We start from the raw sequence: 21,657 nt of genomic DNA, 5'->3' as shown, positions 1-21,657 counted from the left end.
TATGTTAAAAAAATATATACTTCTCACTCCTATTTTAGCAAGTTTATTATTTAATTCTTGTTCTGATGATGATTTTGGAAATTCAGCGGTTCAACCCGTTACATTTACAACAAAAGTTACTTTTGATAGCGATTTTGATGCTTCAAAATTACCTGTAAATGCGAAAACAATTCTAAAAAATATACAAACAGGAATGACGAATGAAGTAATTTATGCAGATGGTTTAATTTTTGGACAATTATTTGGCGCAAATACAGTCGAATCTCAACCATATTCCCAAGCAAATGGACAATTAGATTGGTCTAAAGGTGAAGGAAACACAAAAGGTGCAGAAGCAAATACAGGTTATGTGTATGTTGCGAATGCGGTTCGTATTCCAGGAAATGGAACGACTTATCCAGTTCAACCAGGACAAAGTATTACAATTGCGCAAACGGCGATAAATCACAAAGGAAATTACACCGATGCAAATGGTAAAGTAATCGAAATTCTAAAACCAGAGTTGACGGTCGATTTATCAAATGCAGATTTTGAGGTAAATATGACGAGCTATTTAGGTTCTCAATATTCATATGATATTCAAAATCCTGCTGTTCCAGATTTAGATATTGTTTGGTGGGCAAATGGAAATAAAGATTTATTGTTAGATAATTTAGGTCGTCAAGCTTATATTCTTTTTAGGGCTGATGAAAATGATATAAATGGTTTTGGAAAAGTTAAAAATCCATCAAATAAAACGACGTATCAGTATTTACAATTGCCGAATTATTTTATTTTAGATGCTGTAGAAACAACACAAGACATGGGAACTAAATTGGTTCCGAAAAAATTACAGAACAAACAAGATGCTGGTTACGTCTATTTAACAGCAGGATCTTATACATCAACATCTATTATTCGTAAAACTCAAAAAACAATTAATGGTCGTATAATTTTGAAGGATACAAACAATTCGACAAACGATTTTGTAAACATCAAAGCTGAACCAAAGATTTTTGCGCAATAGAAATTAAAAAACATGAAATCAATTGATTTAACAACATACGATAACAAATTATTGAAAATTGTTTCTTTTGCTTGTTTACTTTTAGGAAGTACATCATTTGCGCAAGAAAATGATTCGATAAAAGTAACTTCTAACGAAGCTGAACAAGTTATAAAGGATTTGAATTGGCAATTACCTGTTGCGACACATTCTTTACCGATTAAAGATTATACGCATACTGGAATTTATTTCAGTCATAAAAACAATCAATTTTCGCGTAAACAAACAGCAGAAGAAACAAGTCGTTACGGTTTTTTGAGCGAAGGTTTATATACAACTGAAAATGGTTTTAGAATTTTCGGAATGATTGACTTGCAGAAATTCAATGAAAAAAATCTTTCATGGAACCTTTCTGAAGAGCGTACAGATGAGCAACAAGTGCTTTCTCCTCAATATTTCTACGTTCCGCGTGCAGCAGATTGGGATAATCAGCAATATTTGATTCGTGGTGGAGTTTCGAAAAATTTTGGCAATTTAACTTTGGCTGCAAAAGCTGAATTGAATGTCAACAAAATGGCGCGTAAATTAGATCCTCGTCCAGAGATTAAAAACAATCAATTAGTTGGAGAAATTCAAGTTGGTTATGAACTTTTTGAGGGACATCAGATTTTTGTGTTAGGTTCATATGGTCGAAAAGATAAAGATTATAGTCTAAAGTATAAAGGTAGAAATCAAGATGTAGAAGAAAATTCGAATACCTATTTGCGTTACATGGCTGGTTATGGTCGCGAAATTAATAATCCATTGAGAAATAAAATAGATAACGAAAAAACAATTTACGAATATTTTACACGAAATATCATTTCTAAAATCGGTGGTGGATATCAATTTAATTCAGACAATACAAAGTTGATTTTAGGTTACAATTACCAAGAAAATCAACAGCGAATGTATGATAGCAAAACAAAAGAAGATAAGTTCTTTATCTATGTTTGGGATATCAACGAGCATTTTGCTTATGCGAATTTTATGACAAAATTTGATAACAATACAATCAATACACGTTTAGATTTTTCGAGAAAAGATGGTGAAAATTACGATGTTTCTATCGGTGGAATGAATTATCAAAATCGTTTACAAAATCTAAATTTTGATGTTAACTTAGCTAATCGTGATGTTACGAAAATGAATTATTTTCTTGGATTCAAAACAAGCTATAATCAGAACAAATATTACGATGCTTTAGCTATTTATGACATGAAAATTAAATCGTTAGATGTTGGTATTTATGGAAATAAAGATTTAATGTTGAATGATAATTCGAAAATAAATATTGGTTTAGCTTTTAATTATTATGCTTTATTGGATTCTTATTTTGATTATACAAAAATGACTGGAATCAACGAAGATACTTTCTATGACAATGTAGCGGCTTATGATTATGCGTACAATACAACCAATCATTTTGATGCTTCAACTTCTATTCGCTACATTTTACCTGTAAAAAACAATAAAACAATCGAAGTATATACGCAGTTAAAAGGTATATTTGCAACAAATAAGAGCAATTTTACCGAAATCAATACAGATAATACGTATTTAATGAATTTCGGAATTCAATTAAATTATTAGAATGAAGATGAAAAAAATGCTTCCAATCGTTGCATTTGGTGCGACTACTCTATTTTATGCGTTTAACAGTAACAAAATAATCGATCAAGGTTATACAGTTACCGAATTACGTGCATTGTATAGTAGCGGAGATCAGTCAAAATGGCCTAAACCAACTGTTGACGAAAGTGTTTTGAAAGATGGTTTTGAAGATATTGGTACATTAGGCGAAGTTCCTTTTCCTAAAGATAATCCGTATTCTAAAGAAAAAGCTGAGTTAGGAAAATCCTTATTTTTTGATCCTCGTTTATCAAATTCAAATCAAATTTCTTGTGCAAATTGCCACGATCCTGAGCTGAATTGGGGTGATGGTCGTCGTGTTCCTTATGGCGAAGATCGACAATTGGGAGCGCGTAATTCGCCGAGTTTGATGAATGTTGCTTACTCAAAAGTGATGTTTTGGGATGGTCGTGCAAAAACATTGGAAGAACAAGCTGAATTTCCGATTCGTGATAAAAAAGAAATGAATCATCATATTGATTTTGCAACAAAACGAATTGCTGAAATTAATGGTTACAAAGAATTATTTAAAGCTGCTTTTGGTGACGAAAAAGTAACGAATGACCGTATTACAAAAGCAATTGCAACCTTTGAACGTACGATTTTATCACCAAAAAATAGATTTGATAAATTTATTTCAGGAAAATCGGATGAATTAACTGATCAAGAAATTGAAGGTTTACATCTTTTCCGTACAAAAGCGCGTTGCATCAATTGTCACAATACAGCATATTTTTCGGATAATAAATTTCATAATATAGGTTTGACATATTATGGTCGAGAATACGAGGATTTAGGATTATACAATACAACTAAATTGGCTAAGAATGTTGGTGAATTCAAAACACCTTCATTACGAGAAGTTCCTCAAAATGCTCCTTATATGCACAACGGACTTTTTCCTACGATTCGTGGTGTAATCAATATGTACAATGCAGGAATGTTCCATTTTCAACCAAATGAGAAACAGAAAATGATTCATTATTTCCGAAAACAACAGAGTTAGTTCAGAAATTGAATTTAACTGCTTCGGAAATGGATGCATTAGAAGCTTTTTTGATGAGTTTGAAACAGAATCAATACAAAATGCGTCCACCGCAATTACCGAATAAATAACAAATTATAAATAAAAAACGACTCAATAATTGAGTCGTTTTTTATTTTGTATAGTTTTAATTTTCAACTAAAATTTTTAATTGATTTTGAATAAATACTTGACTCAAATTATTATTGAGTTCATTATATTTTGATTTTAACACTTGATTTTTAGACGATTTGTAAACAGAAGCATCAACTTTATCAAACTTATATTTTGTTTCTGTGGTTTCAAAAGATTGTTCAGAAGTTTTTACAATTTCAATTAAAGAATTGGTCAAATCTTTCAATAAATTTAATTTTTTTATTTCAAGATTAACGAGATCATTTAATCGTTTTTCCTCTTTATCTTTTTGCACTTCATTTAATTGTAATTCAATTTTTTTCAATTCTCGTTGTTGCGCTGTATTTCCTCTCGAATAAATTGGAATAGAAAGATTCAATCCAATATATTGACTTTTGTTGTCTTTTAATTGATTTCCAAACTGAAAATTAGTATCCGCCAAACTCTTAATTTTCTGCGCATAAAAAGTTCCGTAAGAATAATTCAAGAAATTTCTTTGTATTTACGTTCGATTGTGTAAGATGAAAGCGCAAACAATCCAAATAATGCGATTGTAATCACAATAACATTTAGAATTTTGAACATTTTCTCTTGTTTTGTGTAATTCTCATACGAACGAGCAAATTGCTTATCAACAAATTCATATTCAAATGGATAATCTTGATTAACTTTAGCTTTCCAAAACGTTTCAATGTTATCGATGGTTTCTTTTGTATCTTCTGTGTCTATTTTAATCAGTATATTTTGAAGATTGGAAGGCATCCACTTTACAACTTTAAAATGAAAAAACATCATTGGTCTAATCTTAGCCTGTGGCTCTCCCAAATTAAAATCTTTTATTACTCCAACCAGTTTTAATTTTTGATTATTCCAATCGAACTCGTCATTTAACTTTAATGTTTCTCCAAAATGTTTTTTTGCGGTTTCATTAATAAGAACACTGGAAATTGTATCAGATGAGATTTTAGGATCTAAATCTCGTCCTTCTTTTACTTCAATTTTCATCATGTTTAGAAAGCCAAAGTCAATCGCCATATTATCTGTTACCAATTGTTTATCTTTTACTCTAAAACTTGTGTTGGATATTGCTCCACCGGAACCAAACTTAAATGCCGTTGCATTAATGCTTTGTACGCCTTTAATTTTTGCTAAATCTTGCTGGAAACTTTCGTAAAAATTGAACTTATTTTCTCCTAAATCCTGTCTTTTAAACGGAATACTAATCACTTGATCTCCTGAAAATCCCAAATCTTTTTTTGCAATATGATTCATTTGTTGAATAACAAGAGTTCCAGCTACAATAAAGAATGTAGCAATAGAAAATTGTAAAATCAACATTCCATTTCGTAACCAAATTCCATTCTTGCTTCTTGAAAAATTCCCTTTTAGAACGTTAAGCTCTTTAAAATTTGACACATAAATGGCAGGAAAAATTCCGGCAATAATCACAACTACAATGAAAATCGCTACAAGATATGGGATAAACGGGATAATTTCTATTTCCAGGTTTTTGTCAATCAGCTGATTATAACTGGGTAAACCTACTTCAACCAAAGCCAAAGCAACCACAAATGCCAAAACAGTTGTAATGGTTGTTTCTACAATAAATTGGACAACAATATTTCGTTTGGTTGCTCCAACCACTTTTCTGATTCCTACTTCTTTTGCTCTTCTAATTGCTTGTGCAGTGGAAAGGTTAATATAATTGATGATGGATAAAATTAAAATCAGATAAGATAATCCCAGGTTAATCTGTAAAAACAGTTTGTTTCCCATTCCTTCCGGAAGTCTTGAAACTTTGGCATTTAATCTCGAATCTTTTAAAGGCTGTAATTGTACTTTAACAGGTTCGTATATCTTTGAAAATTCTTCTACTGAAACTCCTTCTCGTTGCGCATTTTTAACTGTATTATTCTCATAAAATAATTGTGTAGCCAGTTTCTCTACTTCTAGTTTGTCTGCAGGATTTTTAAGCTTTATAAATAGTCCTGTGCCATAATTTCCCCAGTTATCCTTAATATCCTCTAAACGTGAATAAATATTAGAAATAACCATTTTAGGTTGAAAGCTTGTGTATTTTTCTGCTTTAAAAACACCATAAATCGGCATCTTTATTCCATCATATGTTGTCAAGATTTTCCCTACAGGGTTTTCTTTACCAAAGATTTTGATTGCTTCACTCTCTTCTATTGCAACACCATATCTGTTTTTGCGAAAATCATCTACACTTCCTTTTATAAACTTGAATGGAATAAAATCAAAAAAATTCTGATCTGTACTAGTAATTCCAGTAACATAAACTTTTTTATTATTGACGTAATAAGTTTCTTGCCCATACCAACCTTCAAACCAACAATAACTTTCTATCTTATCTGATTTTTCTTTTAAGTAACGAGGCAAAGGTTCAACACTTGTAGGCCAAGTTTCTCCACCTCTCTGAAATACAGTTAATGTTTCAAATACGCGACCAATATTCGGATTCCATTGATTGTAACTCGTTTCATCTTTCCAATATAAAGTCGAAAAAATAACACCAGCAATTCCGATAGCTAAACCAAGAATTGTAAGAAATGTAAACCCTTTATTCTTGATCGTATTTCTTAAGTATATTTTAAGCCAATTTTTTAGCATTGAATTTAAATTTTAGTTTTCTCAAAAACATTTACATTTTTCTGATTCATTTTTTCAGAAAGAATTTCACCATCTTTCATGGTAATAATTTTATCAGAGTAAGCCGCATCATGAGCCGAATGTGTCACCATCAAAATTGTAGATCCTTGCGCATGCAAATCGGTCAAAAGCTCCATGACTTCATTTCCATTAATACTATCCAAATTTCCTGTTGGTTCATCAGCCAAAATTATTTTAGGATTAATCACTAAAGCTCTTGCTACTGCAACACGTTGTTGCTGACCACCAGAAAGTTGCTGTGGATAATGTTGCAAACGATGGACAATGTTTAATTTTTCGGCAATTTCTTGCACTCGTTTTTTTCGTTCCGAGTTCGAAACTTTAGAATAAATCAAAGGTAATTCGATATTATCATAAACTGATAATTCATCAATTAAGTTGAAATTTTGGAAGATAAATCCTATGTTTTCTTTTCTAACTTGAGAGCGTTTCGATTCGTTTGCATTAGACATTTCAAGGTTATTCAAGGTATAACTTCCTCCATTGAAAGAATCCAATAATCCAATAATATTCAATAAAGTTGATTTTCCACAACCTGAAGGGCCCATAATGGAAATAAATTCTCCAGAATTGATTATTAAATTAATCTCATTCAACGCTTTTGTTTGAATATCTTCTGTGATAAATATTTTTGATAAGTTTTCTATTTTAATCATGATGTTATTTTTTTAATTTATTTTTTGTCATTCCGAACATAGCTTTTAGCGAAATGAGGAATCTGTATTTTATAGATTTCTCGATAAGCTCGAAATGACAGCTAAAATTGTGTGTTATTATTTTTTTATCGTTAATTCTTGTACTTCTTTATAATCTTCGTAATTCGAAATAATTACTTTTTCATTTACTTTTAATCCTGAGGATATCTCATAAACACTCGGATTTTCTCTTCCTAATTCAATTTTTCTTCGTGTTGCTTTATCATTATTAACAACAAAAATCCACTTCCCTTGTGTGGTTGTATAAAAGGAACCTTTCTGAATCACTAATTTCTTCTCTTTCTCGGATAAAATCGATTTTACTCCTACGGATAAACCTTCTTGTAAATTTTCAGGAATTTTATCAATAAATTCTAATTCTGTTTTAAATTTTCCATTTTTTATTTCTGGAGAAATCTTAGTCACTTTCACTTTTATGATTTTTCCTTTAATTTCGATTTGTCCATATTGATTTTCTTGAATTCTATCCAAATAATATTCATCTACCATTGCAACTAATTTATAACCGCTTAGAATATCCACTTTTCCTATGCTTTTTCCTGCTTCTATTGATTGTCCTAATGTCGCTTCAAAAGAACTTAAACGACCAGTTTCAGGTGCTAAAACCAAGAAATTTTGTTTGTTTTTCCGAAGCGTTACTAGACTTTTTTGCATGATAGCTAAAGCTTCATTAATTTGCTTTAATTGAATCGAATTTGATTCACGTTCCTTTACCAAACTTTTTTGAATAATTGCTTTTCGTTCTTGCTGATAGCGCATTTTTTCCTTCGTATTCTCCCACTCATTTTTTGCTAACACTTCTCGATCATATAACTTTTGATTTAGTTCATAATCTAATTTTGATTGATTAAAATCGTGTTCAATTCCTACAAAATCCTTTGATAGATCTAATTCTTGATTCCGAATAGATAGTTTTGCAACATTTAATTGATTCATTTGTTCAATAATTGCCGTTTCTTGCGTCAAAAAATTAAGTTCCGTATTCGGATTATATAATCGTGCAATTGGTAATCCTTTTGTCACCTTCTCACCATTTTCTACAAATATTTCTTGAACAGAACCACCTTCTATCACATTGATAAAGATTGAATTAATTGGTTCTATTTGTGCCTGAAAAACAACAAAATCTTCAAAATAATCTTCAGAAACGTCTTTTATCATCAATTCATTTGCACTTACAGTTAAAGTTCGCGGTCGATTCATCAAATAAAAACTCGAACCGCCTAAAATTATGGTCGTTACAGCAATTATTCCGAGGCGTTTATATTTTTTATTTTTTTGATTGATTTTCGTATCCATTATTTATTAAATTTACCAAACAACCGTTTATTTATGGTTATTTTACTAATTATCAATACGTAATAAATATGCCCAAAATTTATAATTTCTTAAAGCATTGAAATCAATTCTTTTAAAAAATTATATAAAAAATAGACTGTCCGAAAACGAACACTTATTTGTTCAGAAACGGACACATGACAAAACTGAATATGAAGAAAACTTTAGCCACTATACTGATTTTAGACGATCAAGAAGAAATATTAATTGCAAGTCGACTACTTTTGAAACGCCAATTCGAAACAATTATCACTTGTTCTGATCCTAAAAAGATTCCTCAAATCTTGGTAGAAAATGAAATTGATGTTGTTTTAATGGACATGAATTTTAGAACAGGTTATGAAGATGGAAAAGAAGGAATTTTTTGGCTGAAAGAAATTCAACATGCGCAACCAAAAACGAGAGTAATTTTAATGACTTCCTATGGAAGTGTAGAAACTGCGGTTGAAGGTTTAAAACTTGGTGCGATTGATTATATTTTAAAACCATGGGATAATGATAAATTAGTTAATCTTATAAAAGAAGCGATAAAACAACTTAGAAAATCGAGGAAAATAAAAGAAGCGAAAGAAAATAAGTTGTTTTACGGAAATTCTCCGAGTATCGAAAAAGTATATAAAATCACCAATAAAATTGCAAAAACCGATGCAACAATCTTGATTTTAGGCGAAAATGGTACAGGAAAATCAGTTTTGGCAAAATCAATTCATGAAAATTCTTCTCGAAATACAGAAAAATTTGTTCATGTTGATTTAGGTTCTTTAAACGAAAATCTATTTGAAAGTGAATTATTTGGATATAAAAAAGGTGCGTTTACCGATGCAAAAGAAGATACAATTGGTCGATTTGAAGCAGCAAATAATGGAACAATTTTTTTAGATGAAATTGGGAATTTACCAAATCATTTACAAGCAAAACTTTTGCAAGTAATTCAGAATAAAGAAATTATTCGTTTAGGAGAAAGTTTACCAAGAAAAATTGATGTTCGGATTATTGTTGCTACGAATGCGAATCTTGAAAATGCAGTAAAAGAAGGTCGTTTTAGGGAAGATTTATATTATCGAATCAATACAATTTCAGTTACAATGCCAAGTCTTAGCGAACGAAAAGAAGATATTAAACCTTTGATTGATTATTTTTTAGAACTTTATGTTGATAAATATGAAGTAGAAAAACCTATTATCCATGAACAAATTTTACATCAATTAGAAAACTACGATTGGAACGGAAACATTCGAGAATTGCAAAACAGAATCGAACGTGCAATTATTTTGGCTGAAGAAAATGAAATTACGATTGAAAATATAGGTTTCACAACATTTATTCCTCAAAAAATAACAGATAATTCAAATAATTTGAACGAAATAGAGCGAAATAAAATTGTAGAACGTTTACATTTTTTTGAAGGAAATATTAGTAAAACAGCCGAAAATTTAGGTGTTTCTCGTGCTGCTTTATATCGAAAATTAGAAAAATATAACATTACGAATTATAAATAATGAAACGCAATTCTCTTATTTTTCAGTTAGTACTCAGAATACTTTTTTTAGCATTTCTTTTGTTTATGTTGGCTTTTATTGGAATCAAAAATTATTGGTTTTCATTTACATTTGTATGTATTATTACAATTGTTTCGATTACGGAAATAATTCATTTTTCTAAAAATTATCTTTCTAAAAATCAGAAAATTATAGATGCTTTATTGTACAATGACTTTAGCTTAAATATTAATCAAAATCAATATAAAAAAGACAATTCTGTATTAAAATTATATCATAAAATTAGAGAAGAACATGTTTTAAATTCGTCTAAAGAAATCATTTATCATCAATTATTGAATGCAGTTCCGTTTGGCTTTTTGATTCTTAAAAAAGAAGAAAATGATCGAAAAATTATATTTATCAATCATCATTTTCAAAAGATATTTAGCGTTCCAAAATCAAGTTCGTGGAATTATCTAAAAAAATTGATTCCACAGTTTTGTGAAACTTTAGAAAATAAAGAATTTGATGATTTTAAAAGTACAATTGACATACAAATTAATGATGAAGAGCGACAAACTTATCTGATTCAGAACACAAAAACGTTGATTGCTCATGATGAATATGCGATTATTTTTATTGATTCGATTCAGCGCGTGATTGATTCCACTGAAAAAGAGGCTTGGATGAATATTATGAAAGTTATTGCGCATGAAATCATCAATTCTTTGACGCCTATTTATTCATTAGCAAATACCACAAAAACTTATTTTGAAGCGAATCATTTAGACAAAAATGATTATGATGATATTCGTTTGAGTTTGGATACAATTATGAATAGAAGTCAGCATTTACAGACGTTTGTAGAGCAATATCGTAAATTGACCATGTTACCAAACCCTGTTAAATCGTTACAAAATTTGTATGAAATTGTCCAAGGAATTGAACAATCTTTTTCGGCTGAATTTCATCAAAAAAATATTGTTTTTCAGAATTTAATTCCACAAAATATTGAAGTTGAAATTGATCGTATCTTATTTGAACAAGTTTTGATTAACTTAATCAAAAATGCGATTTATTCATTAGAAAATGTAGAAACTAAATCTATTGAAATTTCATCGAAACAAACTGATAATCGATTGCAAATTATTATTCAAGATTCTGGACAATTGATTGATGAAGAAATCATTTCCAAAATATTTTTACCTTTTTATACAACTCGAAAAGATGGTGCAGGAATTGGCTTAACACTTTCCAAAAACATTATAGAAGCGCACAAAGGTTATTTGTATTATCAACAAAATGATGGCGTGAAACGTTTTAATATCATCTTAAAGTAATTAGTAAAAAGTGTAACTTTAACCTCTAATTATATAATACTTTCTCGCCAAAATCTTTGGAAATTTGTCCCATAAAATTACTGTTATGAATGCACTAACACTTACTATACCGATTATCAATTTGAATTCAGAAAAAGATGTTGAACTCATCAATAAATTACTTTCTGAAATAGAAAATCTTGATGAATATGCTGTGAATTTAGATGCTAAAACGATTAACGTTTCGGCAAAGAAATTATGGAAAGTTTCCCCTAAAATCTACGAAACTTTAAAGCAAAATAACTTCAAAATAGATTCTGTCGAAAAATCGTATCCCGTTCTCAATATGACGTGTGCTTCGTGTGCGAGTAGTTCTCAAGCGAATCTTAATCGTCAGTTAGGTGTTGTAAATGCGGAAGTGAATTACGGAAATGGAATGGGAAAAATAGAGTACATTCCTACTCTAGTTTCTCCAGAAAATTTGAAAAATGCTTTAGTAGAAGTTGGCTATGATTTGGTGATTGATGAGTCTAAAAATCAAGATGAAGAAATAGAACAACTTCACGAAGAAAAATACAAAACGCTGAAAAATAAAGTGATTTGGGCTTTAATTTTTGGAGTTCCTTTATTTATTATTGGAATGTTTTTTATGGATATGCCTTACGGAAATTACATTATGTGGGCACTTTCTACGCCAATTCTTTTCATTTTTGGGCAACAATTTTTCGTCGGTGCTTGGAAACAATTGAAAAATAAATCGGCTAATATGGATACTTTGGTTACTTTGAGTACAAGTGTAGCCTATCTTTTTAGCGTTTTCAATACATTATTTCCAGAATATTGGCACAGCAAAGGTTTGCATGCGCATCCTTATTTTGAAGCTGCTGGTTTAATCATCGTTTTTATCTTGATTGGTAAATTGATGGAAGAACGTGCGAAAGGAAATACTTCCGAAGCGATCAAGAAATTAATCGGATTACAACCTAATACTGTGTTGGTTGTGAAAGATGGAGATCAGGTTGAAGTGAAAATTGAAGATGTACAAATTGGTGATTTGATTATTGCAAAACCTGGAGATAAAATTGCGGTTGATGGAATTATTGTTTCGGGAGAATCTTTTATCGATGAAAGTTCATTGACAGGAGAACCAATTCCAGTTGAAAAAGGAATTGATGCAAATGTTTTTTCAGGGACCTTAAACCAAAACTCTCCTATTCAATATAAAGCCTTGAAAGTAGGGAATGATACACTTTTGGCTCAAATTATTCAATCGGTTAAAAATGCACAAGGAAGTAAAGCGCCAGTTCAACAATTGGTAGACAAAATTGCAGGTGTTTTTGTTCCGATTGTAATTATTATTGCAATTCTAACGTTCATTACTTGGTTAGTTTTAGGTCAAGAAAATGCTTTTACAATGGCCCTTTTATCGATGATTACTGTCCTTGTTATCGCTTGTCCTTGTGCGCTTGGTTTAGCAACACCTACCGCGATTATGGTTGGAATGGGAAAAGGTGCTGAGCAAGGAATTTTGATCAAAAATGCTGAAAGTTTAGAATTAGCGAAGAAAATTGATACAATTATTTTAGATAAAACAGGAACAATTACAGAAGGAAAACCAAAAGTACAAGAATTGATTTGGTTTGATGATTCTGCTAAAAATATGCTTTATACAATCGAAAATAATTCGCAACATCCTTTGGCAAAAGCGATTACAGAACATATTGGAAAACAAGATATTTTACCTGAACTAAAAATTGAAGATATATCTGGAAAAGGATTGAAAGCTAATATTTTAAATGACACTTATTATGTTGGAAAAACAAGTTGGATTACTGAATTAAATATTCAAATTGATGAAAATGTAAAACAAGCTATTCAAGATTTTTCGATTAAAAATTATACTACTTCTTTCTTTGGAAATGATAAAAAAGTTTTGGGATTAATTGGAATTTCTGATGAAATAAAAGCAACTTCTGTTGAAGCTATTAAAGCTTTTCACGAAAAAGGAATTGAAGTTTGGATGGTGACTGGTGACAACGAATTTTCGGCAAATGCAATTGCAAAACAAGTCGGAATTGATCAAGTTGTCGCAAATGCTTTACCAAATGATAAAATGAGTATTATCAAAGATTTGCAGCAAAAAGGAAAAGTTGTTGCAATGGTTGGTGATGGAATTAACGACAGTGCAGCGTTGGCTCAGGCGGATGTTTCGATTGCGATGGGAAATGGTTCTGATATTGCGATTGATGTGGCAGAAGTTACCTTGATTGGCGGAGATTTGACAAAAATCGATCATGCAATTAATTTATCTACGCAAACGGTCAAAACAATTCATCAAAATTTATTTTGGGCATTTATTTACAATGTAATAGGAATTCCAATCGCTGCTGGAGTGCTTTATCCAATTAACGGATTTTTGTTAGATCCTATGATTGCTGGTGCTGCAATGGCTTTGAGTAGTGTAAGTGTTGTAACAAATAGTTTATTGTTAAAGTATAAAAAGATTTAAAAAAGATTTAAAAAAACTTTAAAATATTCATAAAAAAATCGGCTAAATATTTAGTCGATTTTAATCTTCTAATTCTTTGATTTTAACCTTTGAAGAAAAATCAGGATGTTTTGTATTGATTAAATAATTATATTCTTTTGGAATGATTGACGATGGAAATTTGATAACCAAATATTTAAAATCCTGATACCAAGCAGAACCAATCTCTTGTAACTCGGGATAAGCCTCTACAGATTGCCAATTCTTAGGTAATTTAGACTTTTTAATTTCATAAATTTCATCTTCTTCGCAATCAATTTCTATCACTAATAATTTGTACGAGTTATCAATGCTAATAGAACTTCTATGCACCACCAATTTTAAGGTTGAAAGCGCGCGAGAACTTCCTGCATAAATAACAAATTCATCATTTTTATTCCATCTGTTGGCAACTCCAGAAGCTTGTAATGATTTTGAATATCTCGCTTTACGAATATTGTAAACTAACATTGTTAGACGTTTTCTCCGTATTCTATCGCAGTCAAACGATTATCGATAAATTTCAGACCTGAAACTGTATCAAGAAAATCTGCTGGCGATTTTTTATCTAACAAAACATTAGGCGTCGTTAACCATTTCTCGAAATCATCTTTTGTATTGAAAACCTCCAAACCGTGTTTGTATAAAGAAATCAATAAAACAATATGCTCTTTTGTATTATCTTTTAGAGAAACATCTTTCGTTTTATAATTTCTGTATGTACGCGTTGTGATATTTAACCAACTTGAGATTATTTCGTCTTTTAACGTTGATAATTCATCAAGATATTGAATATATTTTTGATCAATATTATAACGATTTACGTAAAAATAAACACTCGTAAAATCTCTTACTTCAGGGATTTCATTTATGATTTGTTCGTATTTTTTTAGTTTAACAGTTGCCATAATTCTAAACTTTTATTAAAGTTACAATTTTTCCACTTAATAAAGGAACTTTTTCTCAAATTTAAATAAATTTAACAAAAAAAGAGGTTGCCTAAGCAACCTCTTCCTATATAATGATTTAAAAATTCTTATTTCAAAGAACCAACCATATCTTCTGGTTTTACCCATTCGTCAAATTCTTCAGCAGTTACATACCCTAATGCGATTGCAGTTTCTTTTAACGTTGAGTTGTTTTTGTGAGCTGTTTGAGCAATTTCAGCAGCTTTGTAGTAACCAATTTTCGTATTAAGTGCTGTAACTAACATTAATGAATTATCAACTAATTCTTTGATACGAGCATAATTTGGCTCAATACCTTGCGCACAATGCTCATCAAAAGACACACAAGCATCTCCTAATAAACGTGCAGATTGTAAGAAGTTTGCAGCCATAACTGGTTTGAAAACATTCAATTCATAATGACCTTGAGTTCCTCCAATTGTAATCGCAACATCGTTACCCATAACTTGAGCTGCAACCATTGTTAACGCCTCACATTGAGTAGGATTTACTTTACCTGGCATGATAGAAGATCCTGGTTCGTTTTCTGGAATGATAATTTCTCCAATACCTGAACGAGGTCCAGAAGCTAACATACGAACGTCATTTGCAATTTTGTTTAATGAAACAGCTAATTGTTTCAAAGCTCCGTGAGTTTCTACGATTGCATCGTGAGCAGCTAATGCTTCGAACTTATTTTCTGCTGTTACAAATGGATGACCTGTAAATTCAGCAATGTATTTAGCAACTAAAACATCGTATCCTTCTGGCGTGTTAAGACCTGTACCTACAGCAGTTCCACCTAAAGCAACTTCAGATAAATGCTCTAGTGTATTTCTTAAAGCTTTTAAACCGTGATTTAATTGCGCTACATATCCAGAAATCTCTTGACCTAATGTTAATGGCGTTGCATCCATTAAGTGTGTACGACCAATTTTTACAACAGATTTAAATTCTTCAGCTTTCTTAGCTAATGTATCACGTAATTGCTCAACACCTGGAATTGTTACTTCAACAACTGCTTTGTAAGCAGCAATGTGCATACCTGTTGGGAAAGTATCATTAGAAGATTGAGATTTGTTAACGTCGTCATTCGCTTTAAGAACTGGTTCACCTTCTCCAATTTTGAATCCAGCTAAAACTTGCGCACGATTAGCAACAACTTCATTCACATTCATATTAGATTGAGTTCCTGAACCTGTTTGCCAAATTACTAAAGGAAATTGATCATCTAATTTTCCTGCTAAAATTTCGTCACATACAGCAGCAATAGCATCACGTTTTTCAACTGGTAAAACACCTAATTCAGCATTTGCATAAGCAGCAGCTTTCTTAAGATAAGCGAAACCTTCTACAATTTCGTGAGGCATAGAAGCCGCAGGACCAATTTTAAAGTTGTTACGAGAACGTTCTGTTTGAGCACCCCAGTATTTATCTGCAGGAACTTTTACTTCCCCCATGGTGTCTTTCTCAATTCTGTATTCCATTTTGGTATTTTTTATTATTTATATATTGTTTACTTATCTCACAAATTTAAGAAATCGTTTGATGAAAGAAAAGTGATTAATGTTAGTATTTCTATAAATTTTATTTACTAAGTTTGTATCACATAAAAATAAAATCATGATTCAATTTTTAGGTTTCTTATTATTCTTAACAATCGCTTTATGCGGATTCTGGGGTATCATCTTTTTTGCAACGATGGCTATTTCTTGGATTCCATTTTGGGTTGCGAATTTAAGAAAAGAAAAAGCTGGAATAGTAACAGCAGAAGATCCTCGTCCGATTTTACCAAATCAAGAAGGAATCACAGTATTATTCAAAAAATAATAAGCTGTAAAAAAAAATTAAAAGGAACTTGACGAAGTTCCTTTTTTTATTAATTCGACTTTCGAATCTTCTTCATAATTTCCTTCCAAATAATTTTTCAAACTAATTCGGATAATTTCTGTCCAACCAGCTTCAAAACTTTCGCGCGAGAAATTTTTATCATCAGGCGGAAAAGTTTCAATTCCTTCATGAATCAACGTTAATTTTGTTTGCGGAACAATTTCATCTGTTAATTCATCCAAAATAAATGTAACAACAGAATTTCCTTCGTAGACAGGATATTTCCATGTATAAGCTAACAATTTAGTCGGCTCTACTTCTACTATTTTACAGTGATGTAAATACGATCCGCCATAAAACTCAAATTCGAATCCAACTTCTGGAACAAACTTCTTAATATCAAAATACCATTTATCAAAAGCAGATTTTGTCGTTAAGGCATTCCACACTTTATCAATTGAAACATCAAAAATTTCTACTATTTCTACAGGCTTTGCACTCATATTCTATTTTTTTATGATTTTGTTTAATTTACTAATTTTTTAATTATTATTTAAATTTAGCCCAAAATTTAATTGTTACATTTGCTATGTGTAAAATTTTTAAAATGAAATTTAATAAAACTTTTTTAAGTGTTTTAGGGTTATTTGCTGGTCTTTCGCTATATGCGCAACAAGAGGTTAGCCGTCCAAAACTAGTAGTTGGTATCGTTGTCGATCAAATGCGATGGGATTATTTATATCGTTACCAAGATAGATATTCTACAGGAGGTTTCAATCGTATGTTAAACGAAGGTTTTAGCAACGAAAATACCTATATTCCTTATATACCTACTTATACAGCTATCGGTCATAGCACTATTTATACAGGTTCTGTGCCTGCTATTCACGGAATTGCTGGGAACGATTTTATCATTCAAGCAACAGGACAAGAAATGTATTGTACGCAAGATGATGCTGTAAATGGGGTTGGAACTTCATCAAAAGCAGGAAAAATGTCTCCAAAAAACTTGTTAACTTCTACAGTTACTGATCAATTAAAATTATCAACAAATTTCCGTTCAAAAGTATATGGAGTTTCGTTAAAAGATCGTGGAGGAATATTACCTGCAGGTCATTTTGCTGATGCTGCTTTTTGGTTTGATGGAGAATCTGGTAACTGGGTTTCGAGTACATTTTATATGAATGAGTTGCCAAAATGGTTACAAAAATTCAACGATAAAAAAGTTCCTGAAAAATATTTAGACAAATGGAACACACTTTATCCGATTGATACTTATGTACAAAGTGAAAAAGATGGAAATCCATATCGCGAAAATTATAAAGGATTAGATAAAATGCAATTTCCTTATGATTTGAAAGCGTTGAAAAAAGAAAATGGTTTAGGTTTGATTCGCTCTACTCCTTTCGGAAATTCGTTAACAAAAGATATCGCGATTGAAATTATTGATAACGAAAAATTAGGTCAAAATGAGAAAGGAATTACAGATTTTTTAGCGGTTAGTTTCTCTTCTACTGATTATGTTGGACATCAATTTTCTCCAAATACAATCGAAGCCGAAGATACTTATTTGCGTTTAGATAAAGACTTGGAACAATTATTTAATCACTTAGACCAAAAAGTTGGAAAAGGGCAATATTTAGTTTTCTTAACTGCAGATCATGGTGGAGCTCATAATCCTAAATATTTCCAAGATAAAAAAGGTAATGCAGGATACTTTCCAACTGGAGAAGTAAAAAAAGCATTAAATGCTAAATTACAAGAGAAATTCAAATCTACTGATATTGTACGCTCATTGACAAATTATCAGGTTCATTTGAATTATCAAACGATCGAACAAAATAAATTAGACGAAGAAGATATCAAAGAAGAAATCGTAAAGTTTATGCAAAAAGTTGATGGTGTTTCTTTCGTAGCTGATATGGATAAAATTGGAGAAGCTTCTATTCCTGCGATTATCAAAGAACGAATGGTTAACGGTTACAATCGTAAACGTAGCGGTGCTATTACTTATATTTTAGAACCACAATGGTACGGCGGAAAACAAAATGCTGGAGGAACAACACACGGAACTTGGGGGGCTTACGATGCTCACATTCCATTTGTTTTGATGGGTTGGGGTATAAAACATGGTAAAAATAATAACCGTGTTTATATGACAGATATCGCACCTACAGTTGCCGCTTTGCTACATATAGAAGAGCCAAACGGAAATATTGGCGAACCAGTTTCTGAAGTAACAAATCCAAAATAATCTTATAAAAGATAATTCTAAAAACGCAACTTAATTAGTTGCGTTTTTTTTTGTTTCTATAATTATTATTTACTCTATTTCAATTGTTTAAATTTTATAATTAAAGAAATTAACGATTAACATCTATAACATTATTTTGATAAATAATAAGCTCATATTATTGATAATGAGAAAAATATAAATAAGAGGGGGTAATGAGGGATTTGTTTTAAGAGGAAAATCAGCATTTTTCGTTGATTTGTAATAGAAGATAATTATACAAAATCATGAGAAATTATAGAACGTTATAATATTCCAAAAACAACATTGTATAAATGGATAATTTTTAATATTCTGCACAATATTAGTAAAAGAGTATAATTTTCTCCAATTAAATTAATAACTTTAATATTCTAAATACATCATAATGAAAAAGACTTTTTTAAGTAAATTAACTTTGACATTATTTTCTACCAACCTATTTTTTTTATTATCTCCACAACTAGATGCTTGCACAAGAGTTGTCTATAAAGGTCCAGAAAATACTGTAATCACAGCTCGTTCTATGGATTGGAAAGATGAAATTGATGCAAATATTTGGGTTTTTCCTAGAGGTATAGATCGATCTGGCAACGTTGGAAATGCTTCGGAAAAATGGACTTCAAAATACGGAAGTGTAATTGCAAGTGCTTGGGACATTGCGACAACAGATGGCATGAACGAAAAAGGACTTGTTGCGAATGTTTTGTGGTTAGTAGAAAGCCAGTATCCTCAATTTAATCCAAAAGGAACAAAGCCAGGTGTTACAATTGCAGCTTGGGCACAATATGTTTTAGATAATTATGCTACAGTAAAAGAAGCTGTAGATGATTTGAGAAAAGAAAAATTTGTAATTGTTTCTGACTACATTCCAGGTACTCAAAAATTTACAACTTTACATCTTTCAATTTCTGATGCAAATGGAGACAATGCAATTTTCGAATATGTAAACGGGAAATTAAAAATACACCATGATCCTTCTTATACAGTAATGACAAATTCTCCAGTTTTTGATGAGCAATTAGCAATTAATCAATATTGGAAAGGGATTCCAGGAACAATTATGTTACCAGGAACTAACAGAGCTGCTGATCGTTATGTAAGAGCATCATATTACATTAATGCAATTCCGCAAACCGCTGATACTCGCACTTCTACTGCAAGTGTTTTTAGTGTTATCAGAAATGTATCGGTTCCGTTAGGAATTTCTTCAGAAGCAGAACCTAACATATCGTCTACAAGATGGAGATCAGTTTCTGATCATAAAAATCTTGTTTATTACTTTGAAACTACAAAAACTCCAAATACATTTTGGGTTGATTTAAAGAAAATTGATTTTGGTAAAAATGCAAAAACAAAACGATTAAGCGTAAGTAAAAATGAAACGTATGCTGGCGAAACTTCACAACTTTTTAGTGATACAAAACCATTTACATTTGTTGGAATTTAGATCGAAAAATTAATCAATATTTTTCTTGCAAATAGTTCTAAATCAACATTCAATATGATTGCCAATAACAAACATTTTATATCTGCCTTTTTATTATTAGGATCTATTGTTTATGCTCAAAAATCAAATGATACAATTGATATTTCGATAAGACCTTACACTAGTTTGAGAGGTCATCTTGCTGTGCATGATAAAGTAATGGAGCTACAAGAAAATGCCTCTCGTGCTGGAATTGAAATTAATCTAAAAAAAGGAAATATTGCATTTGTAGCTGGTATTGAACTCCAAATAAATATGTTCAAAGGTAACTCGTCGTTTAATGTTGATGGAAATTTAGATAGTGATCTTTTGACAATTGTTTCAGAACAAAAACAACAAGTTTTTGGTAATCGCTTGGGTTACTTAGGTATTGATTTGTCTAAATATGGTAAAATAACATTTGGTAAACAATGGAGTGTTTACCGTGATGTTACAGCTTATACAGATCGTTTTAATGTATTTGGAGGACGCGCTTCTGCAACTTTTACAGGTGGAACAGATGGTGGTTTGCTAGGAACAGGACGAGCAGATCAATCAATAATTTATAGAAATAAAATTAAAGCTTTTCAATTTGGTGCTCAAATCCAAACAAAAGGTGGAAATGATGATAAGATTATTGATGGTTTTGGTTTTTCAGCTCAATTAGAATTAAATCAAAATATTAGTATTGGAGCTGCATTTAACCGTGCTTTTATAGCTCAAAACTTAATTGATGATAATCATATCTTAGGTTTATCAGGACATCCAACTTTTTATTCAATTGGTTTAAAATATACGAGTAAACAATTTGATGTTAGTCTACTTGGAATTTTACAGCAAAATGGTGATTTTATACCTATTTCATATCAATCTGAAAATACAATTAATCCTTCATATGTTTTTGATGCAAAAGGTTTTAAGACAGCGTTGAAATATAAACTAAATAAATTTTCAATTTTAGGAGGTTATAATTTATATGTTCCTGAAACAAAGAAATCTGTAGAAAATATAATCATTGATAAAAATTTCAGACGAAGTGATTTCATTACAGGATTAGAATATTATCCGATGAAATATGTACAATTATATACAGAACAGCGTATCTCTTTTGGTAAAAATTATATTGGTAAAAAAGAACAAAGTGTTTTTACATTGGGAATGAAACTAGATTTATCTAGACAATTTAATAAGAAACTTAACCTATAATAAAACCACAACTAACTTAACTTTTCTTGTAATCTTCCCTAAAAACC

The 21,657-nt window shown here is 30.7% G+C and carries 18 protein-coding genes; 10 read left to right on the top strand and 8 right to left on the bottom strand.

Going from position 1 to position 21,657, the window contains the following annotated elements:
* Position 1 precedes the first annotated feature (1 nt).
* Genes B3I31_RS02030 through B3I31_RS02020 form a run of 3 tightly spaced genes read left to right on the top strand, consistent with a single transcriptional unit; the run spans position 2 to position 3,662 of the window.
* Positions 2 to 1,006 carry a DUF4876 domain-containing protein gene (locus B3I31_RS02030; protein WP_291072435.1) on the top strand — a complete coding sequence of 335 codons (1,005 nt, stop codon included), beginning with the start codon at positions 2 to 4 and terminating at the stop codon, positions 1,004 to 1,006.
* 12 nt (positions 1,007 to 1,018) lie between these two features.
* The gene (locus B3I31_RS02025) at positions 1,019 to 2,617 is read left to right on the top strand and encodes a DUF6850 family outer membrane beta-barrel protein (protein WP_291059635.1); all 1,599 of its coding nucleotides are present in this window, start codon (positions 1,019 to 1,021) and stop codon (positions 2,615 to 2,617) included.
* 7 nt (positions 2,618 to 2,624) lie between these two features.
* On the top strand, positions 2,625 to 3,662 hold the full coding sequence (locus tag B3I31_RS02020) for a cytochrome-c peroxidase (protein WP_291048244.1): 1,038 nt from the start codon (positions 2,625 to 2,627) through the stop codon (positions 3,660 to 3,662).
* A 166-nt stretch (positions 3,663 to 3,828) separates the two neighbouring features.
* Here B3I31_RS02020 and B3I31_RS02015 read toward each other — a convergent pair whose 3' ends face one another.
* The 4 genes from B3I31_RS02015 to B3I31_RS02000 form a co-directional block, all read right to left on the bottom strand.
* Complete coding sequence (locus B3I31_RS02015; protein ID WP_286494825.1) at positions 3,829 to 4,302, bottom strand: TolC family protein; 474 nt, start codon at positions 4,300 to 4,302, stop codon at positions 3,829 to 3,831.
* Entirely contained in the window at positions 4,299 to 6,446 is a 2,148-nt protein-coding gene (locus B3I31_RS02010; protein ID WP_286494824.1) for an ABC transporter permease, read from the bottom strand. Before B3I31_RS02010 ends, B3I31_RS02015 begins: the two co-directional genes overlap by 4 nt.
* Positions 6,447 to 6,451: 5 nt before the next feature.
* On the bottom strand, positions 6,452 to 7,162 hold the full coding sequence (locus B3I31_RS02005) for an ABC transporter ATP-binding protein (protein ID WP_286494823.1): 711 nt from the start codon (positions 7,160 to 7,162) through the stop codon (positions 6,452 to 6,454).
* A gap of 117 nt (positions 7,163 to 7,279) precedes the next feature.
* Positions 7,280 to 8,521, bottom strand: coding sequence for an efflux RND transporter periplasmic adaptor subunit (locus B3I31_RS02000; RefSeq protein ID WP_286494822.1), 1,242 nt, complete (start codon positions 8,519 to 8,521; stop codon positions 7,280 to 7,282).
* Positions 8,522 to 8,712: 191 nt separating this feature from the next.
* Here B3I31_RS02000 and B3I31_RS01995 point away from each other — a divergent pair, with 191 nt between their 5' ends.
* The 3 genes from B3I31_RS01995 to B3I31_RS01985 all read left to right on the top strand — a co-directional run bounded on the left by B3I31_RS01995 (position 8,713) and on the right by B3I31_RS01985 (position 13,869).
* Positions 8,713 to 10,059 carry a sigma-54-dependent transcriptional regulator gene (locus B3I31_RS01995; protein ID WP_286494930.1) on the top strand — a complete coding sequence of 449 codons (1,347 nt, stop codon included), beginning with the start codon at positions 8,713 to 8,715 and terminating at the stop codon, positions 10,057 to 10,059.
* Between the two features lie 65 nt (positions 10,060 to 10,124).
* A complete protein-coding gene (locus tag B3I31_RS01990) occupies positions 10,125 to 11,381 on the top strand; it encodes a sensor histidine kinase (protein ID WP_286494821.1) in 1,257 nt (418 codons plus the stop codon).
* 85 nt (positions 11,382 to 11,466) lie between these two features.
* On the top strand, positions 11,467 to 13,869 hold the full coding sequence (locus B3I31_RS01985) for a heavy metal translocating P-type ATPase (protein WP_286494820.1): 2,403 nt from the start codon (positions 11,467 to 11,469) through the stop codon (positions 13,867 to 13,869).
* 60 nt (positions 13,870 to 13,929) lie between these two features.
* Here the strand turns inward: B3I31_RS01985 and B3I31_RS01980 are convergent, their stop codons facing one another.
* The 3 genes from B3I31_RS01980 to fumC form a co-directional block, all read right to left on the bottom strand.
* Complete coding sequence (locus B3I31_RS01980) at positions 13,930 to 14,358, bottom strand: RES family NAD+ phosphorylase (protein WP_291087438.1); 429 nt, start codon at positions 14,356 to 14,358, stop codon at positions 13,930 to 13,932.
* Between the two features lie 2 nt (positions 14,359 to 14,360).
* On the bottom strand, positions 14,361 to 14,795 hold the full coding sequence (locus B3I31_RS01975; protein WP_038334185.1) for an antitoxin Xre/MbcA/ParS toxin-binding domain-containing protein: 435 nt from the start codon (positions 14,793 to 14,795) through the stop codon (positions 14,361 to 14,363).
* 128 nt (positions 14,796 to 14,923) lie between these two features.
* Complete coding sequence (gene fumC / locus B3I31_RS01970) at positions 14,924 to 16,321, bottom strand: class II fumarate hydratase (RefSeq protein WP_180904387.1); 1,398 nt, start codon at positions 16,319 to 16,321, stop codon at positions 14,924 to 14,926.
* A gap of 136 nt (positions 16,322 to 16,457) precedes the next feature.
* Between fumC and B3I31_RS01965 the strand changes: the two genes are divergently transcribed.
* Complete coding sequence (locus B3I31_RS01965; protein WP_038334195.1) at positions 16,458 to 16,664, top strand: hypothetical protein; 207 nt, start codon at positions 16,458 to 16,460, stop codon at positions 16,662 to 16,664.
* A gap of 17 nt (positions 16,665 to 16,681) precedes the next feature.
* Here B3I31_RS01965 and B3I31_RS01960 read toward each other — a convergent pair whose 3' ends face one another.
* Complete coding sequence (locus B3I31_RS01960; protein ID WP_291059640.1) at positions 16,682 to 17,167, bottom strand: SRPBCC family protein; 486 nt, start codon at positions 17,165 to 17,167, stop codon at positions 16,682 to 16,684.
* A gap of 104 nt (positions 17,168 to 17,271) precedes the next feature.
* Between B3I31_RS01960 and pafA the strand changes: the two genes are divergently transcribed.
* The 3 genes from pafA to B3I31_RS01945 all read left to right on the top strand — a co-directional run bounded on the left by pafA (position 17,272) and on the right by B3I31_RS01945 (position 21,610).
* The gene (gene pafA / locus B3I31_RS01955) at positions 17,272 to 18,918 is read left to right on the top strand and encodes an alkaline phosphatase PafA (protein WP_286494818.1); all 1,647 of its coding nucleotides are present in this window, start codon (positions 17,272 to 17,274) and stop codon (positions 18,916 to 18,918) included.
* 406 nt (positions 18,919 to 19,324) lie between these two features.
* Positions 19,325 to 20,386, top strand: coding sequence for a linear amide C-N hydrolase (locus B3I31_RS01950; RefSeq protein WP_286494817.1), 1,062 nt, complete (start codon positions 19,325 to 19,327; stop codon positions 20,384 to 20,386).
* Positions 20,387 to 20,440: 54 nt separating this feature from the next.
* Entirely contained in the window at positions 20,441 to 21,610 is a 1,170-nt protein-coding gene (locus B3I31_RS01945; protein WP_291059642.1) for a porin, read from the top strand.
* Positions 21,611 to 21,657 lie beyond the last annotated feature (47 nt).

Source organism: Empedobacter sp. UBA3475 (assembly GCF_002378465.1).
Lineage (GTDB): Bacteria > Bacteroidota > Bacteroidia > Flavobacteriales > Weeksellaceae > Empedobacter > Empedobacter falsenii_B.
This window is presented reverse-complemented; position numbering and strand designations above follow the sequence as displayed.

Coding starts and splice junctions, on each gene's coding strand:
- B3I31_RS02020 (WP_291048244.1), top strand. CDS start 2,625: ATGAAAAAAATGCTTCCAATCGTTGCATTTGGTGCGACTACTCTATTT.
- pafA (WP_286494818.1), top strand. CDS start 17,272: ATGAAATTTAATAAAACTTTTTTAAGTGTTTTAGGGTTATTTGCTGGT.
- B3I31_RS01990 (WP_286494821.1), top strand. CDS start 10,125: ATGTTGGCTTTTATTGGAATCAAAAATTATTGGTTTTCATTTACATTT.
- B3I31_RS02030 (WP_291072435.1), top strand. CDS start 2: ATGTTAAAAAAATATATACTTCTCACTCCTATTTTAGCAAGTTTATTA.
- B3I31_RS01965 (WP_038334195.1), top strand. CDS start 16,458: ATGATTCAATTTTTAGGTTTCTTATTATTCTTAACAATCGCTTTATGC.
- B3I31_RS01960 (WP_291059640.1), bottom strand. CDS start 17,167: ATGAGTGCAAAGCCTGTAGAAATAGTAGAAATTTTTGATGTTTCAATT.
- B3I31_RS01985 (WP_286494820.1), top strand. CDS start 11,467: ATGAATGCACTAACACTTACTATACCGATTATCAATTTGAATTCAGAA.
- B3I31_RS02010 (WP_286494824.1), bottom strand. CDS start 6,446: ATGCTAAAAAATTGGCTTAAAATATACTTAAGAAATACGATCAAGAAT.
- B3I31_RS01950 (WP_286494817.1), top strand. CDS start 19,325: ATGAAAAAGACTTTTTTAAGTAAATTAACTTTGACATTATTTTCTACC.
- fumC (WP_180904387.1), bottom strand. CDS start 16,321: ATGGAATACAGAATTGAGAAAGACACCATGGGGGAAGTAAAAGTTCCT.
- B3I31_RS01945 (WP_291059642.1), top strand. CDS start 20,441: ATGATTGCCAATAACAAACATTTTATATCTGCCTTTTTATTATTAGGA.
- B3I31_RS02000 (WP_286494822.1), bottom strand. CDS start 8,521: ATGGATACGAAAATCAATCAAAAAAATAAAAAATATAAACGCCTCGGA.
- B3I31_RS01980 (WP_291087438.1), bottom strand. CDS start 14,358: ATGTTAGTTTACAATATTCGTAAAGCGAGATATTCAAAATCATTACAA.
- B3I31_RS02005 (WP_286494823.1), bottom strand. CDS start 7,162: ATGATTAAAATAGAAAACTTATCAAAAATATTTATCACAGAAGATATT.
- B3I31_RS02025 (WP_291059635.1), top strand. CDS start 1,019: ATGAAATCAATTGATTTAACAACATACGATAACAAATTATTGAAAATT.
- B3I31_RS01975 (WP_038334185.1), bottom strand. CDS start 14,795: ATGGCAACTGTTAAACTAAAAAAATACGAACAAATCATAAATGAAATC.
- B3I31_RS01995 (WP_286494930.1), top strand. CDS start 8,713: ATGAAGAAAACTTTAGCCACTATACTGATTTTAGACGATCAAGAAGAA.